The following is a 15,134-nucleotide window of genomic DNA, read 5'->3' on the forward strand; positions in this document are numbered from 1 at the left end:
AAATCCGAGGCAGGAAAAAGGGCCAATGCTCATGCGTCGTCTGATACGAGTGTTCATTTTTATCGCCATCGCATGGAGCGCCTATTGGTTCATCGCGGGCTATGGTCTGCGCAATGCGATCACCAGCTGGTTCGATGCCCAGCAGGCGCGCGGCTGGCAAGCCGAATTCTCAGGCGTTGAAACGGCGGGCTACCCGACACATCACACCACCCGCTTAAACAACCCGGCGCTGGCCGATCCAGTCAACGGCACCGCCTGGAGCGCCGATTGGATCGAGTTTCAAAGCCCCGCAATCTGGCCCGGTCGTCAAACCCTGAGCTTTGCCGATACGCCTCAGCGCCTATCCTATTTCGACCAGACCGCGACGATCGAGGCCAAGGCTTTGCAGGCCGAGTTGGAACTACAACCCGGTGTCGCATTGGTGCTTGAGAAGATGGCCCTGACCGCTGGCCCCTGGCTGATCAGCGAAGACAATGAGGCACTGGCGGGCGGTGGTACCCTCAGCGTCATCATGGAGCAGACCACTGCGCCCGAAGCTTATGCGATCACGGCGCAAATTGACGGATTCACCCCCGGTGAGGATTTGCGTGCGCTGATGCAATCGGCGACCTCGCTCCCCCAGCGGTTCGAGACGTTGCAGTTGGATATGCTGACCACCTTCGACAAGCCTTGGGACCGGAGTGCGCTAGAGGACAGCCGCCCTCAGCCCGTCGCCATCGACCTGAACCTGGCCGAGGTCAAATGGGGTGAGTTGCGCCTGTTTGCAGCCGGTGAGTTGGATGTAGACTCACAGGGTATCCCGACCGGAGAGATTGCGATCAAGGCCGAGAATTGGCGCGACATGATCGCAATGGCAAATGCAGCTGGCGCCCTGCCCGATCAAGCCGTTGACCCGGTGACCCGCGCGCTCAACTTTCTGGCCGGACTGGGCGGCAACCCGAACGCGCTGGACCTGCAACTAAATTTCCGTGACGGGTTCGTGGCTCTGGGGCCGCTCCCTCTTGGCCCGGCCCCACGTCTCATCCTGCGCTAGCGGCAGTAGGAGCCCTTGCGATACCGCGCCGTATCCAGATGAAAATGGTCCCGATGATACCTGTCTGAATTGGGTCCCAACACGGTGCCAAACGGCCCGCAGGCCCCGCGCCATATCTTCTTGAGTTGCTTTTGTGAGGGGTTCTTGCGCCATCCGTTTAGGACGGTCACGACCTCTCCATCCGCCATGACAAAGCCGGAAATATCTATGGCGCGGCCCTTGCCATGCTCAGAGACTCGCGCGCCTTTTTGGTTGTTGCGCGTCCGGCAAGCATAGTGCGCAGCAACCTGCAGCTGGACCACAGGACCACGACGCTTGAACGTCGGTTTGACGGTTTTGTCGACCCATTTGTTCAACGCAATGGCCGTGCCGCAATCCATCGTCGAAGCCCGGCTCAGCGTCACCCCTGAGACCGAGGTGATCTGAACCGCATCTTTGACCCCGCAGGCCTTTGTTTTGCTGGAGACACGCCCGACAGGTTTGCCTTGTATCGCTATATCACCGCAGACCGACCCTTTGCGCAGTTTGCGCTTTTTGAACAGCACCTCCTGCTCCAATGATTTGGGTCTGAGATAGGGCATCAAAGAGGTATCGGGACCGAGCAGCGGCAAATCCGCCGGACGCGCTGCTGCAGCGATCAGCTGAGGCGACTCGGGCCGTGTTTCGGGGCGCAGGTTCGGGATGGTCAGAGGCGCTGCGGCCCGGCTGGAGATCGCGACGATGCCAGCAGTTTCGACTGCTGCGCTGGGGCGCGCAATTGGATACAGCGATTGCTCGGGTGCTGCGGCTTGGGTGGATGTGGTCCAAAGCGCGGCCACAAATGCATATCGCAAAACCTGTTTCATGACCCTGCCTTTCCCCGGCCAAAGTCCGGTGCGTCGGTATCCTGACCCGCATCAATAATCCCACGCCGGATCGCACGGGTGCGGGTGAAATAGTCGAACAGATGCTCTCCGTCCCCGGTGCGGATCGCACGCTGCAGGGCGAAAAGCTCTTCGGTGAAGCGGCCCAGAATCTCAAGCGTCGCGTCCTTGTTGGTCAGGAACACGTCGCGCCACATGGTTGGGTCCGAGGCCGCGATGCGGGTGAAATCCCGAAAGCCCGCAGCCGAGTATTTGATGACTTCGCTATCGGTCACCCGACGCAGATCATCGGCAACACCCACCATCGTATAGGCAATCAGGTGCGGTGCATGAGATGTCACGGCCAGAACCAGATCATGATGATCCGCGTCCATCTCATCGACATTGGCCCCCATGCCTTCCCACAACGCCCGCAACTGGGCGATTGCGTCTGGGTCCGATCCTTCGACCGGCACCAGCAGACACCAGCGATTGTCATAAAGCTCGGCGAACCCGGCCTCAGGCCCCGAATGCTCGGTCCCGGCCAAAGGGTGCGCCGGGATGAAATGCACGCCTTCGGGGATATGGGGCGACACGGCCTCGATCACGCTACGTTTGACAGAGCCGACATCCGTCACCGTTGCCCCCGGCTTCAGCATCGGGGCGATGTCCTGTGCGACCGCGCCCATCGCGCCGACCGGCACACAGAGGACGACCAGATCCGCGCCCTCTACCGCCTCTTGCGCGGTGTCGCAAACCCGGTCACACAAGCCGATCCTGCGGGCTGTGTCTCGGGTGGCCTCAGAGCGCGCGTAGCCGGTAACTTCACCAGTCAGACCTGCGCGTTTGATGGCCCAGAACATGGATGAGGCGATCAGGCCCAGCCCGATCAGCGCAACACGGTCGTAAATCTGGCTCATGCTGCACCCTCTTTGAATGTGGTGATGGCCGCGACGACACGGCGGCAAGCTTCCTCATCGCCCACGGTGATCCGCAGCGCGTTTGGCAGGTTGTAGCCCGCAACGCGCCGCACAATCAAACCCTGCGATTTTAGGTAGTCATCGCAAGCCTCAGCCTCGGCCTGATCGGCAAAGCGCGCGAGGATGAAGTTGGTGAAAGACGGATCCGACGGGACGCCAATCTTGGCCAGCTCATCCGACAACCATACCCTCAGGCGCGCGTTTTCAGCCTGACAGAAGGACAGGAATTCGACATCATTCACAGCCGCTTCGGCCGCAGCCAGCGCGGTCAAAGACAGGTTGAACGGTTGGCGCACCCGGTTCAGCACGTCGATGATCGACTGATGCGCATAACCCCAGCCCACGCGCATTCCGCCCAGCCCATAAACCTTTGAGAAGGTCCGGGTCATGATGACGTTCTCATGGTCATCCACAAGAGACGCCCCGCCATCGAACCCGTCGACAAACTCGGCATAGGCCCCGTCGATTACCATCAGACAACTATCCGGCAGACCTTGCGCCAAACGCTCAAGTTCCTGCTGCGAGATCATGGTTGAGGTTGGATTGCCGGGGTTGGTAACAAACACGATCCGCGTCTGCGCTGTAATGGCTGCCAAAATGGCATCCACATCGACCTTGCGCTCGCGCTCGGCCACCATGACCGGCGTGGCGCCCGCCATCCGTGCGATGATCGGATACATGGAAAACCCATGTTCCGTATAGATCACCTCATCCCCCGGCCCTGCATAGGCCTGAGCGATGAATTGCAGCACTTCGTCACTGCCCACACCGCATATGATCCGCGCCGGGTCCAGACCGTGACGAGCGCCCACCGCTTTGCGCAGGCTGGCGTGGTCGGTGCTGGGATAGCGATGCAAGGTGGCGGCGCTGTCGCGCACCGCCTCAATCGCTTTGGGGCTTGGACCAAACGGGTTTTCGTTGGAGCTCAGCTTGATCACATGCTCAACACCCGCCACATGCGACTGGCCGCCTTGATACAGCGCAATGTCCATAATGCCGGGTTGAGGGGTAATCTTGGTCATGAGAGGCTCCGTTTATTGGGCCTCTCATACCTGTCTCAACGCTTTCAGAAAAGCAGCAATTCCATCATGCGGCTTTGAAGCGCGCAGTCGCCGGGTCGGCATTGTAGAACGGCGCGAATTCTTCGGTCCGGCGGGACAGGTCATTGACGCTGTCGATGATGAACTGAACCGTTTCCTGGCGCATCAGATACGAGAAGTTCAGACGCACCCATCCGGGCTTTTTCATCTCTTCACCGGCGGTCAGAGCGGCGTGCAGCTCCTCTGACGCGGCGCGATCTATACCCAGAAGCCGATGCGCGTATGGCCCAGCACAGGCGCACCCTCCGCGCGCCTGAATGCCGTATATGTCGCTGAGCATACGTGTGAACAGTTGCTGGTGCACCGGTAGCCCTGCATTGTCGCGCACTAGGAAGGAAAAGATCGGCAGTCGATGTGCATTTTCCACCCCAAGCAATGTCAGGTTCGGGTTGTCCTTCCACCCCTCCAGCGCCATTTGGTTATATTGCGCTTCGCGGCAGGCGATCTCATCTGTTCCGACGACATCCTTGACGATGAAGGCTAGTGCCGCGCGGATATCCCCGATCACGTTGGGCGTTCCCGCTTCCTCTCGCGTTGACAGGTTTTCGCTATAGTCGTGACGCCAAGGCGAGACGAAACTCACCGTCCCTCCGCCTGGCCAACTGGGACAACGACGCTGTACAACGCTCTGGTTCACGACCAGCACGCCCGACGCCCCCGGCCCGCCCGGAAACTTGTGCGGAGACACCACGATCGCATCTTTGCGCGCATCCGCAGGCCCCATGTCCATCGGCAGGTAAGGCCCGCCCCCGGCATAGTCCCAAACGGCCAAAGCGCCATGAGACTTGAGCAAACGCGTCACCGGATCGGGATCGGTGATGATCCCCGTCACATTGGACGCAGCTGAAAATGACCCGATCACCAGATCCGCATCGGCGTAAGTGTTCAGCGCCTCCTGCAGCGCGCGCAGATCAACGCCCCCTTCAGCCGCTTCCGGAATCTCAACCACCAGAGCCTTGCTCTCGCGCCATGGCAAGATGTTCGAGTGATGCTCATAGGGACCGATTAGGACAACCGGTTGATCAGCTTCCGCCACCCCGAGCAGACTGACCAACCGGTTGAGCCCCGCCGTGGCACCGGACCCGGTAAAGATCACCGCGTCTTCTCCCCTCGCGCCAACAAGGCGGGCTATCTCATCGCGCGCTTCGCGACGCAGGCGGGTCATGTAGGACCCGCAGAAGGAGGCTTCGGTGTGGCTGTTGGCATAAAATGGCAACACGTGATCGGCCACAAAGCCTTCGACCTGTCGCAACGCGCGACCCGAAGCAACGTAATCCGCATAGACAAGCGGCACGTCCCCCTGCAGACCCGGGATCAGAACATTCTCTCCGATCAGCCCGTCGCGCAGGTGGAAATTGTGAGTGGTGGAACAAAGATCCGCACGAAATTTGGACAGGGTCATAGCATTGGCTCCTTACTGTAAGTCCAATGTGATCCATTCGAACTGTGGAAACATTATCATTCTTTGCGTAGAAATCAAAAATTTTGTGTCATATGATTAGATATGAGTCAAAACTTAGATCAAATAGACACTCACATCCTGAGAGAGCTTCAAAAAGACGCCACCCTTTCGCAGCGCGAGCTGGCCGATCGGGTCGGGCTGTCCCAGAACGCGTGTTGGCGCAGGTTGAAAGCGCTGAACGAAAACGGGGTTCTGATCGGGTCAACTGCGCGCATTGCGCGCGAGACTTTGGGGTTGAACCTCGTTGTCTTCGTCATGCTGCGCACCCGACATCATTCAGCCGAGTGGCTGCAGGCGTTTCGCCGCCATGTTCTGACCATCCCCGAGGTTGTGGATTTCCATCGGATCGGCGGTGACTATGACTATCAACTGAAAGTCGTGACCCAGGATATGGCCTCATATGACAAAGTCTACCAACGCCTGATCGAGAAGGTCGAGCTGGACAGCGTGACCTCTTATTTTGCGATGGAAGCGATCGCCGAAGGGCGACCACTTCCGATCTGAACTCATGCCAAACCAAGCATCGCTTTCATGCCGCCGATAAAAGTTGCGTCGTCCAAAGCCTTGCGGTTGTCCAGGTATTCAACGGCATCTTCGCCGGCCCGATAGCGCAAAGTGTCAGTGTCGTCCGTCACGGCGGTCAAAATGACATCGGCGACAACACTCGGCGGCGACGTTCGCGCTGCCATCTCTTCCGAGCCCCACGCGCTGAACAAGGCCTGCACGACAGGTTGATACTCGGCCATGCTCTCGTCATTGACGAAATCAAACGAGCGGCCACCAAAATCGGTGGCAATCAGACCAGGCTCGACAATCTTGACCTTGATACCTGCCGCAGCAAGCTCGTAGTGCAGAGACTCTGACAGGCCTTCAACCGCGAATTTTGTGCCGTGATAAAGCGTTCCAAGGGGGAAGGTAATTTGTCCACCAATGGACGAGATATTGACGACACAGCCCGAACCATTTGCGCGCATATGCGGTAGAACGGCTTTTGTCACAGCCAATAACCCGATGACATTGGTATCGAATTGCCGCCGGATACGCTCCATCGGGAAGGCTTCTAGCGGGCCGTAAGCGCCGTAGCCGGCGTTGTTCAAAAGAACGTCAATCTGACCAAACCGTTCAATCCCCCCGGCAACTGCGGCCGCAATTGAACCCTCCTCGGTGACGTCAAGACGTGTGACCAGAACATTCTCGAATTGCGTAAGCTCAGCTTCCTTGCTGGGGTTGCGCATGGTGGCAATGACATTCCAGCCCCGCCTGTGAAACAGCTCAGCCGTAACTCTGCCGATACCCGATGAAGCGCCAGTTATGAGGATAGTCTGTGCCATGGTCATTCTCCGCAATTGTTAGCCTGACCACTAGATAGGTTAGAAAACCGCGATGCGCCTGCCGAATTCTCCTCAATATCTGCCTAATTCTCTGACCGTCAGGATTCTGGCTAGCACTGACCTCTTGCGCGAAATATGCTGAATGAGGCAGTGGGGATACCATGACACAACATGATTTAGTTGAAAAAATCTGCGAAGCTGTGGGCGGACGGGCAGAAGAGGCTGCTTTCTACCCGACCGCATTGGACGGTTTCGGCCTTCTTCATGACGTCAAAACGAAGTCAATAGAAGCGCAGGTGTATGAACCGATTGTCTGCCTAGTTCTACAGGGGAAGAAAGAAACACGTATCGGAGATCGCCTTGTTCACTTCGGAGCAGGCGATTCCCTGATCGTCAGCCATTCACTTCCGGTTTTGGCCGCTGTCACCGAAGCAAGTCGGGAAAAGCCCTATGTCGGCCTCGTATTCTCGTTGGACTTGTCCATCTTACGTGGTCTCTACGACTCTGTCGGCTCAGAACCTACTGAAATCGAAACAGTCCAAAGCCTTGCCGCATCAAAAGCCTCGCCCGGTCTGATTGACGCTATGACTCGCCTGTTTCACGCCAGTCAAAACCCTACGGATGCAAAAATTCTCGCACCGATGATCAGCCGTGAAATCCACTACCGACTCCTACAGGCAGATCACGGTGGCATGCTGCGGCAAATGCTATGGCGCGACAGTGCCGCCAGCCGTATCGCGCGCGCCATCGACATCATCCGCGCGGATTTTCGAACAGCCCTGCCCGTCTGCGATCTGGCACAAAGCGCTGGCATGAGCGTTTCTGCCTTTCACGCCCATTTCAAAACGGTAACAGCCACCTCTCCACTACAGTACCAAAAAGACCTCAGGCTGCTGGAAGCCCGCAGGCTATTGTCGCACGGTTCGCTCAGTGTGACGCAAGCAGCTTTTGAGGTTGGCTATGAAAGCCCGACCCAGTTTAGTCGGGAATACTCGCGCAAATTCGGAGTGCCACCTCGTCGGGACATCGGGTCAAAATGCATAGCTTAGAAACTAAAAAGGCCGCGCTGAAAGCGCGGCCTTTGTAATCTGGAATGTGAGCGAAGATTAGTTCTTCGCGTAGAATTCGACAACCAGGTTCGGTTCCATCATGACTGGGTAAGGCACATCGCTCAGGCCCGGTGCGCGTACGAAGGTCGCGGTCATTTTCGAGTGGTCGGCGTCGATGTAGTCAGGAACATCACGCTCGGCCAGAGCAACAGCTTCCAGAACAACTGCCAGTTGCTTGGACTTGTCACGCACTTCGATCACGTCGCCTTCTTTGACACGGTAGGACGGGATGTTGACCCGCTTGCCGTTCACTTTGACGTGGCCGTGGTTCACGAACTGACGTGCAGCAAAGACGGTCGGTACGAACTTGGCGCGGTATACAACGGCGTCCAGACGGCGCTCCAGCAGACCAATCAGGTTTTCACCGGTGTCGCCTTTTACTCGCTCAGCTTCGGCGTAGATGCGACGGAATTGCTTCTCAGTCAGGTCGCCATAGTAGCCTTTCAGCTTCTGCTTGGCGCGCAGCTGCAGACCGAAGTCCGACAGTTTGCCCTTGCGGCGCTGGCCGTGCTGGCCGGGGCCATATTCACGACGGTTGACCGGGGATTTCGGACGACCCCAGATGTTTTCGCCCATCCGGCGGTCGATTTTGTACTTGGCAGACGTGCGTTTGGTCACGGCTGATCTCCTTTAAAGTGGCATTTCAGCTTGATCCGAAAACCGGTTCCCACTTTTCGGGCCGAAATAGCGTCTCCGCTCGGACCGGGCAGTTCCAGTTCAGACCAGGCGTGGTGCCGGGTTATAAAGGGCGTTGTCCTCTTGAGGTTTCCCCCATGACAGGCATCCCCTTGCGGGGGCCACCAACACCAATGAAGCCGCGCTTATATCTGCGGAACTGTCAGAGTCAACACGTCCCGACGCCCCTGCTCAAAATTCTTGAAGGGTTTTTAGGCCAACGGGTTCAGCGCCAGCTAGGTAACCAAACCTATGAAAAGAAACCCGGCGCGGATTTTCCCGGAAACGCCACCACCTGTGCAGTCGGTTGCGGTACGCTCTGCAGGTCGACACCGGCATGTGTTACTTCGCTGATCCAGAAATCCTGATCCCGAGGCGGACAGCCAGTGTTGAACACCAGGGTCGGCCATTGTTCGTCATCTGCTACGATCAAATCTGCCGCAAAGCGTCGCGCCCCATTGGTCAATGTGACCGTACCGCAATACTCGCCCGAGATATCTTGCGGGGCTGAGAACGCGTCGCGGGTGCGCACAGCGGTCGCACCCATATGTCCCAGTTGCTCAAGATTTTGCTCTGCCACTTCGCCCAACACCAGCGCCTGACCACGCCAGGACCATGCGGACCCGACCGCCAAAAAGGCCAAAGGCGCTGCCTCAAGCCCATCAAGCTCGGTTTGATTCCATGAAATGGCTACACGACCGTTATATCCGGCTCTCATATACCTGCTCGCACTTATCAACACCCCACCCAGTACTCAACCCGCTTTATCAGGGGAGATTCCGGCGGAAAAGAGACAGAATTTGAGCAATCACATGAATGTTGCCGAATAGAATCAACTATCCGTGATCGAACCTGTGCTATCCAAACTTCCCGAAGCGCGTATTGGGGCGATAAGTATCTGAGATCAATGCAAATACTTAAAATTCTGAAACCGCAGGCGGCCGCAGCCGTCCTGCAGTTTCAGCATGAGACTTCCCGTTCACACCTCAACTTCGACCTTGCCGATCGGGTTTGAACAGCATGCCAGAATGTAGCCTGCTGCGATGTCATCCTCGGAGATACCGCCGTTGTGAACCATGTGCACCTCACCCGAGGTCTTTTTGACCTTGCAGGTGCCGCAAACGCCAAACGTACAGCCCGAGGCAATGCTCAACCCGACGGCACGTGCGGCGGCCAGAACCGTATCTGTCTCGGCGACTTTAGCAGTGACACCCGAGGTCGCAAACACGATCTCGGCGGCGCTGTCATCGTCAGGAACGATATCATCCAGATCGGGCTGATCCGCTTCGGTCTCAACCGGAGCTCCAAAGCTTTCCTGATGATAGTTGTCCATGTCAAAGCCAAGACCCGACAGAGCGTCCCGAACAGCTTGCATGAACGGCTCCGGACCGCAGCAATAGACCTCACGGTCCAGATAGTCTGGGGCCATGAGGCCCAGCATCAGCTGGTTGAACTGACCCTGGTAGCCGGTCCAGGGGCTGTAACGATCCGCTTCCTCTACGACGAACTTCAGATCCAGACCCGGCGTCCGACTTGCCATCTGCTCCAACCGTTGGCGGAAGATGATCTCGGACGGGCGCTTGGCGCAATTGATGAAGACTACATCCAGATCGCGGCCTTCGTCCCACATGCAAGTTGTCATCGACATCATAGGCGTGATGCCCGACCCCGCCGAGACGAACAGATACTTGGCGGCGACGCTTTCAGCATTGGTGAACAGACCCGCCGGGCCAATTGCCCGCATCCGCATACCCGGCTTCAGATTGTCCAGCATCCAACGAGTACCGATGCTGTCCGGCTGCGCCTTGGCCGTGATCGTAATGGATCGCGGACGTGATGGGGATGACGAGATCGTATAGGTCCGATGCACAACGCCTCCCGGCTGCCCCGGTGCCGGAATCTCGAGCGTCAGGAACTGACCCGGATGGTAGGCAAACAAAGCCCCGGACGGGGCGCGGAACGTAAAGCTGGCGGTGTTTGGCGTCTCGGGCACGACCGAGACGCATTCCAGCCTCTCATCATCCTGCCAGATCGAGGCAACAGCGTTCAGGTCTTTCATCTCCGTCACTCCGCCGCCATCGTGTTGGGCGCAAAGTGACGCGCCAAAGCGCTGCAATACCAATCAGTGAATTGCAGAACACCGGATTCCTGGACCCCCGAATACGGCCCCGGCACATAGGCCGGACTGTTGATGCCCATCTGGTTGTCTTCCACCACGCGGCGATCTTCATCATTGGTGGCCATCCAGACCTCAGTCAGGCGCTTGACGTCATAATCGACCCCTTCGATCGCATCCTTGTTGACCAGCCACTTCGTGGTGACTTCGGTCTCGGTCGGGCTGACCGGAGTGACGCGGAAGACAATCGAGTGATCGGCCAGGAAGTGGTTCCATGTGCTGGGATAGTGGAACTTCAGCAACGTCCCCGCATCGGCAAAGGGCGCGCGGCCCAGAAAGCGGCGCACCGCAGATTTGCCGTCCAGAGTGTAGCTTTCCGCCCCTTCCTTCAGCGGCATCCGCGCCAGACGGTATTGCCCGTCATCATGCAGATAGAACTGCGACGGCATCCCTGCAGCCTCGCAACGGTCGAAGTGAGCTTGCATGAAGGCCGGGGCTTCACCCCCTTCAATACCGGTTACCGAGGGATCATCAGGGAAGGTCCGGCACAGCGAAGGGTGGTTGCCGCCGCAGTGATAGCACTCGCGGTTGTTTTCCCAAACAAGCTTCCAGTTGCCCTTTTCGATGATCGTGCTTTCAAAGGCGACCTTGGCGTTGTTCAAATCATGCGGCTCCAGATAGGGCCGTGCTTTATTGGCGAAGGTGTCGAAATCGGGGGCTACATCTGCAAGACAGATATAGACCAGCCCGGCCAGTTCCCTGCAGTGGACGGTTTTCAGCCCGTGTTGTTTGGGGTCGAAATCAGGCCCCATATCACGCGCCCACAGCAATGAGCCGTCAAGCTCATAGGTCCACTGGTGATAGGGGCAGACCAGTTTGGGCGAGTTCCCCTTGGCCGCTTTGCAGATGATCGACCCGCGATGGCGGCAGGTGTTGTGGAAGGCCCGGATCTGATTGTCCGCACCGCGCACGATGATCACGCGGTATGCGCCCACAGTGTAGGTTACATAGTCGCCTGTTTTCACCAGTTCACATGCCGGAATGGCAAATAGCCAGTCGCGGTAGTGGATGGCCTCAAGATCGGCCTGAAATACATCTGGATCTGTATAGAATGCCTGTTCAAGGGCATAGGCCGGGTTTCGACGCGCCAACAGGCTTTGAACGTTGCTCACTTCTGGCTCTCCTGCCGCGCCCCGCGGCTTAGCTTGGGCAGATGACATCAGAGGCCAGTCCGGAGCCGTGCGAGGATCACGTCCGAAACTTGTGCCCCCACCGCCACCCGCGGTTTGACATATATGCAAGGCTGGTTTCCGGACTTGAAAGGGGCTTACGCCCGGTTTCGACACCTTCCCGGGATCCTCGTCCCAGTGGTTACCTGTCGAACCTGACCTTTCTTACCGTTGCGGGGGCAGCGCCGGAATTGCACCGGCTTCCCAATTCTCTGCCGCCCGAGAATCAGACAGCAGCACCTCACACGCGCAACCTACGCGGGGATGAATTCGCGGCTGAAAGCCTTGCGACATTTCCAGAAACAAAACAGACATGCCCAGCAGAAATGGAAACCTGAAACAGGGCTACAGCTTGAGGCAAGAACAAAAAAACGGAATTCACCCGTGTTGTGATGTGTCCCACAAATGCGCGTGCATGAAGGGCGCAATCGCAAGTGTTTTGCCCGCCAGCTTTTCAACACATCCTGCAGTGAGCTCAAGCGTCATCCATGCCTCGGGGATCGTCAGAAGGTCCGGATATGGCGTCTCTTTGTCAGTCGGGACAAACCCGAATAAGGGGTAGAAAGTCGGCACGCCCAACACAAAGACAGCGTCTGTTCCAATGGACCTCAAGTGCTTGATGCTGGTCTCCATCATCTCTCTGCCAACTCCGCGGCCTTGATGCTCGGGCGAGACACCGCAGGGCGCCAGAAGATAGCATTTAACGTCCGGGTGATCCTGGAAGACAAACGGGGTGAACATGACATTGCCCGCGATCTGCCCGTCACGCCTCACACTGATTGAAATCGTTTCCGGATGCTCAAGGAGATCTTCGGCGAGTTGAGCGATTTCTTCACCTTCCGGTTCGCCAAAAGCCAGCCTATGCACATTCAAGATGGCATCGGTTTCTGAACGGTTCATGATCCATCCCTATCCTGAGCTAAACAGCTTGCGCCGCGTCATACGGCGCGAGATTACCCAAACGACGCCCCAGAGGTCGCATTGGGCGAGCTTCGGCAAGACGAGCCGCTCAGGTCAATATGTTTCTTCGTACAATCGGCAGCGTGCGTCTGTGTCCAGGTGTGCGGTTGTCGCGATCTCGGATTGTTTGTGAGCTTGGTACACCTCGGCGAAGCCTTCGGGGAACCAGCCGGTCACAACCGGGTTGGAAACGAACCGGTCGAGCGCGTCTTCCAAGGTCTGAGGCAAGCGCACCAGCCCTCTTTGGTTCAGTTCTGCGACGTCCAAAAGCGAAAGATCCTCTTCAGTTGGAACGGGCGCGGGTAGCCCTTCTTCGATCCCCTTCGCCCCGGCCATGACAACCGCAGCAAGCGCCAGATGAGGCGAAGCTGCAGCGTCCGCCGCACGGTATTCGATATTGAACTGCCCCGCGATTGAGGCGGGGTCTTTTGCGGTCACAGGACAAATCCGCAAGGAAGCCTCGCGGTCGCGAAAGCCCAGATTGTTGAAAGCCGCAGACCAACGATGCGGTGTCAGGCGTTCATACGAGATCACCGAAGGCGCAGTCAGGGCCAGGATCGCATCCAGATACTTCAATACTCCAGCAGCGAAGGCACTCGTCAGATCCGACATGCCGCAGGGGCCGTCTTCGGCGTAGGTCAACGGCGCGCCATGATCATCCACAAAGCTCATATGGATATGGACCCCATTCCCAACGCTCGCGACATCTCGAATAGGGGTATAGGTAGCCCGCTCGCCATAGGCCTGTGCAGTCGCATAGGTCAGTTCGCGTACCATGATGGCCGCGTCCGCCGCGCGAACACCCAGCTCGGGGCCGATGACGACCTCATATTGGTTTGGGCCATATTCCTTCATGATCGAATCCGGCTTCAGACCGACCTGAGAAATCGCGTTGATCAAGGTCTCGCACAGATCCCGCTGCAGGCCAAAGCCCCGGTGACCATAGGCTTCGTTGGCCTGACTTGGCGGATCTTTCAGCTGGAACTCATGCTCGAACGCAGCCAATAAATTTGCCCCAGAGACCTTGTGCAGCCGCTCCAGCGCCGCCCTCAAAAGACTGCGCGTGCAGAAGTCCCACGGGTCTCCATCCAGCGTGACGATATCGCCCATAAGAAAGTGCAGGCCAGTTTCTTCGCCGAACTCGACCTTTGCCTCGGCCGTGGCGTCCGGGATCAGAAGAAGATCGCCCAGCGCGCCAAACGGGCTTTCGGCAATTCCGTCAAAGCAGTTGATCTGAACGTTCGTTGGTGTCCACCCGACCCCACGCTGCAACCGCTTGTTCAGTTGATCCGCCGGAAAGGCCTTGCCCCGTAATTTCCCGGCAAGGTCAGAGGTGGCGACAAACATCAAGGGGGTTTTGGGCATCATGGGTTGGGGTCCTGATTGTGGGATCGCATGGCATCCCAGGCTTCGATGCGGGATTTCGTCTGGTCCCAGTTGTCTTCGGCGATACGCGTCACGAGCGCCTCGGTCACGGCAAGGGCCGCTGTATACGTGTCCCAGAGCGTGCCGCTTTCGATCGGAACTGGCAAGATTTCCGCCGCATGGCGGGATATGGGAGACAGCCATTTGTCTGTCATGAGGACAACGCGAACCCCTCGGTCCTGCGCGGCAGTCGCGGCCAATCGCGCCAGCGCGGGTTGGTAGCGGCGAAAATCGACGAGAAACAGGATATCGGCAGGCTTCATCCGCAGCAAGTATTCCGGCCAGACCTCATTGTTGGCCGGAAGATGATACACGCCGCTGCGGGTTTGGCGCAGGTGAAAAGACAGGTGCTGCGCGATGGTATCACTGATCCGACCGCCCAAAATATAGACATCGCTTTTTGGCTGGCTCAGTACCGAGCATATGCGCTGAAACTGAGCCTCGGTGATACCTTCTGCCGACAGCGCCATCTGAGACGAGGCGCGCGCGATGAAATCACGTAAGAACCCTCCATCAACACTGCGCCCTTCCCCGTGCAGATCGGTGGGCGAGCGTTGGCCTTCTTTCAATTCCGACAAGAGAGCACGTTGGAATTCCTGATAGCCGCCCAGTCCGATCTTGGTGACAAACCGAGAGATCGACGGGGCCGAGACCTCGGCCCGGCGCGCGAGTTCCTGAATCGTGACCAGACCCGCATAGGGGTAGTCGCTGAGCAAGGCAGCGGCCAGCTTGCGCTCGCTCGCCGTCATGTTTTCCGCCTTCGCTTCAATTCTCTGCCTAACCAGCAAGCGGCACCTCCTAATCTGAATGGATCGCATGGAATAAAAATTTCAGTCAATCTATTTTTTATTGACTCTGAAAAAACTTGTTCT

The 15,134-nt window shown here is 57.8% G+C and carries 15 protein-coding genes and 1 riboswitch; of the genes, 3 read left to right on the forward strand and 12 right to left on the reverse strand.

Annotation, left to right across the window (positions count from 1 at the left end):
* Window positions 1–31 precede the first annotated feature (31 nt).
* Complete coding sequence (locus tag ACRZ95_RS17560) at window positions 32–1,033, forward strand: DUF2125 domain-containing protein (protein ID WP_170492539.1); 1,002 nt, start codon at window positions 32–34, stop codon at window positions 1,031–1,033.
* On the opposite strand, the gene ACRZ95_RS17565 is transcribed toward ACRZ95_RS17560, so the two are convergent.
* The 4 genes from ACRZ95_RS17565 to ACRZ95_RS17580 all read right to left on the reverse strand — a co-directional run bounded on the left by ACRZ95_RS17565 (window position 1,030) and on the right by ACRZ95_RS17580 (window position 5,357).
* Entirely contained in the window at window positions 1,030–1,878 is an 849-nt protein-coding gene (locus ACRZ95_RS17565) for an extensin family protein (RefSeq protein ID WP_170680334.1), read from the reverse strand. The genes ACRZ95_RS17560 and ACRZ95_RS17565 overlap by 4 nt on opposite strands.
* Complete coding sequence (locus ACRZ95_RS17570) at window positions 1,875–2,795, reverse strand: prephenate/arogenate dehydrogenase family protein (protein ID WP_170680332.1); 921 nt, start codon at window positions 2,793–2,795, stop codon at window positions 1,875–1,877. The genes ACRZ95_RS17565 and ACRZ95_RS17570 overlap by 4 nt, the downstream gene beginning before the upstream one ends.
* Window positions 2,792–3,877 (reverse strand): histidinol-phosphate transaminase, encoded by a 1,086-nt coding sequence (gene hisC / locus ACRZ95_RS17575; RefSeq protein WP_170680330.1) that lies wholly within the window; start codon window positions 3,875–3,877, stop codon window positions 2,792–2,794. Before hisC ends, ACRZ95_RS17570 begins: the two co-directional genes overlap by 4 nt.
* Window positions 3,878–3,941: 64 nt before the next feature.
* The gene (locus ACRZ95_RS17580; RefSeq protein ID WP_170680328.1) at window positions 3,942–5,357 is read right to left on the reverse strand and encodes an aminotransferase class V-fold PLP-dependent enzyme; all 1,416 of its coding nucleotides are present in this window, start codon (window positions 5,355–5,357) and stop codon (window positions 3,942–3,944) included.
* Window positions 5,358–5,459: 102 nt separating this feature from the next.
* Between ACRZ95_RS17580 and ACRZ95_RS17585 the strand changes: the two genes are divergently transcribed.
* On the forward strand, window positions 5,460–5,921 hold the full coding sequence (locus ACRZ95_RS17585) for an Lrp/AsnC family transcriptional regulator (RefSeq protein WP_170374590.1): 462 nt from the start codon (window positions 5,460–5,462) through the stop codon (window positions 5,919–5,921).
* 2 nt (window positions 5,922–5,923) lie between these two features.
* Here ACRZ95_RS17585 and ACRZ95_RS17590 read toward each other — a convergent pair whose 3' ends face one another.
* On the reverse strand, window positions 5,924–6,748 hold the full coding sequence (locus ACRZ95_RS17590; protein ID WP_170680325.1) for an SDR family oxidoreductase: 825 nt from the start codon (window positions 6,746–6,748) through the stop codon (window positions 5,924–5,926).
* A 161-nt stretch (window positions 6,749–6,909) separates the two neighbouring features.
* Between ACRZ95_RS17590 and ACRZ95_RS17595 the strand changes: the two genes are divergently transcribed.
* Window positions 6,910–7,797: an AraC family transcriptional regulator gene (locus ACRZ95_RS17595; RefSeq protein WP_170680323.1), complete on the forward strand. Its 888-nt coding sequence runs from the start codon at window positions 6,910–6,912 to the stop codon at window positions 7,795–7,797.
* Between the two features lie 57 nt (window positions 7,798–7,854).
* Here ACRZ95_RS17595 and rpsD read toward each other — a convergent pair whose 3' ends face one another.
* The 7 genes from rpsD to ACRZ95_RS17630 form a co-directional block, all read right to left on the reverse strand.
* Window positions 7,855–8,475 (reverse strand): 30S ribosomal protein S4, encoded by a 621-nt coding sequence (gene rpsD, locus ACRZ95_RS17600; RefSeq protein ID WP_170374584.1) that lies wholly within the window; start codon window positions 8,473–8,475, stop codon window positions 7,855–7,857.
* Between the two features lie 307 nt (window positions 8,476–8,782).
* Window positions 8,783–9,250: a hypothetical protein gene (locus tag ACRZ95_RS17605; protein WP_170680321.1), complete on the reverse strand. Its 468-nt coding sequence runs from the start codon at window positions 9,248–9,250 to the stop codon at window positions 8,783–8,785.
* A 261-nt stretch (window positions 9,251–9,511) separates the two neighbouring features.
* Window positions 9,512–10,591, reverse strand: a complete 1,080-nt coding sequence (locus ACRZ95_RS17610) for a hybrid-cluster NAD(P)-dependent oxidoreductase (protein WP_170680319.1) — start codon at window positions 10,589–10,591, stop codon at window positions 9,512–9,514.
* A 5-nt stretch (window positions 10,592–10,596) separates the two neighbouring features.
* Complete coding sequence (locus ACRZ95_RS17615) at window positions 10,597–11,868, reverse strand: aromatic ring-hydroxylating oxygenase subunit alpha (RefSeq protein ID WP_170680317.1); 1,272 nt, start codon at window positions 11,866–11,868, stop codon at window positions 10,597–10,599.
* Between the two features lie 64 nt (window positions 11,869–11,932).
* A riboswitch (cobalamin riboswitch) is annotated at window positions 11,933–12,136 on the reverse strand.
* Window positions 12,137–12,255: 119 nt separating this feature from the next.
* Window positions 12,256–12,777: a GNAT family N-acetyltransferase gene (locus ACRZ95_RS17620; RefSeq protein ID WP_170680315.1), complete on the reverse strand. Its 522-nt coding sequence runs from the start codon at window positions 12,775–12,777 to the stop codon at window positions 12,256–12,258.
* A 114-nt stretch (window positions 12,778–12,891) separates the two neighbouring features.
* Window positions 12,892–14,202, reverse strand: a complete 1,311-nt coding sequence (locus ACRZ95_RS17625; RefSeq protein WP_170680481.1) for a glutamine synthetase family protein — start codon at window positions 14,200–14,202, stop codon at window positions 12,892–12,894.
* A complete protein-coding gene (locus tag ACRZ95_RS17630; protein ID WP_371811947.1) occupies window positions 14,202–15,080 on the reverse strand; it encodes a MurR/RpiR family transcriptional regulator in 879 nt (292 codons plus the stop codon). Before ACRZ95_RS17630 ends, ACRZ95_RS17625 begins: the two co-directional genes overlap by 1 nt.
* Between the last annotated feature and the right edge of the window lie 54 nt (window positions 15,081–15,134).

The organism is Ruegeria sp. AI3 (assembly GCF_056541245.1).

Excerpts from the sequence above, each read along its gene's own strand:
- ACRZ95_RS17560 (WP_170492539.1), top strand. The coding sequence starts at position 32 with ATGCGTCGTCTGATACGAGTGTTCATTTTTATCGCCATCGCATGGAGC.
- ACRZ95_RS17565 (WP_170680334.1), bottom strand. The coding sequence starts at position 1,878 with ATGAAACAGGTTTTGCGATATGCATTTGTGGCCGCGCTTTGGACCACA.
- ACRZ95_RS17570 (WP_170680332.1), bottom strand. The coding sequence starts at position 2,795 with ATGAGCCAGATTTACGACCGTGTTGCGCTGATCGGGCTGGGCCTGATC.
- hisC (WP_170680330.1), bottom strand. The coding sequence starts at position 3,877 with ATGACCAAGATTACCCCTCAACCCGGCATTATGGACATTGCGCTGTAT.
- ACRZ95_RS17580 (WP_170680328.1), bottom strand. The coding sequence starts at position 5,357 with ATGACCCTGTCCAAATTTCGTGCGGATCTTTGTTCCACCACTCACAAT.
- ACRZ95_RS17585 (WP_170374590.1), top strand. The coding sequence starts at position 5,460 with ATGAGTCAAAACTTAGATCAAATAGACACTCACATCCTGAGAGAGCTT.
- ACRZ95_RS17590 (WP_170680325.1), bottom strand. The coding sequence starts at position 6,748 with ATGGCACAGACTATCCTCATAACTGGCGCTTCATCGGGTATCGGCAGA.
- ACRZ95_RS17595 (WP_170680323.1), top strand. The coding sequence starts at position 6,910 with ATGACACAACATGATTTAGTTGAAAAAATCTGCGAAGCTGTGGGCGGA.
- ACRZ95_RS17605 (WP_170680321.1), bottom strand. The coding sequence starts at position 9,250 with ATGAGAGCCGGATATAACGGTCGTGTAGCCATTTCATGGAATCAAACC.
- ACRZ95_RS17610 (WP_170680319.1), bottom strand. The coding sequence starts at position 10,591 with ATGAAAGACCTGAACGCTGTTGCCTCGATCTGGCAGGATGATGAGAGG.
- ACRZ95_RS17615 (WP_170680317.1), bottom strand. The coding sequence starts at position 11,868 with ATGTCATCTGCCCAAGCTAAGCCGCGGGGCGCGGCAGGAGAGCCAGAA.
- ACRZ95_RS17620 (WP_170680315.1), bottom strand. The coding sequence starts at position 12,777 with ATGAACCGTTCAGAAACCGATGCCATCTTGAATGTGCATAGGCTGGCT.
- ACRZ95_RS17625 (WP_170680481.1), bottom strand. The coding sequence starts at position 14,202 with ATGCCCAAAACCCCCTTGATGTTTGTCGCCACCTCTGACCTTGCCGGG.
- ACRZ95_RS17630 (WP_371811947.1), bottom strand. The coding sequence starts at position 15,080 with ATGCGATCCATTCAGATTAGGAGGTGCCGCTTGCTGGTTAGGCAGAGA.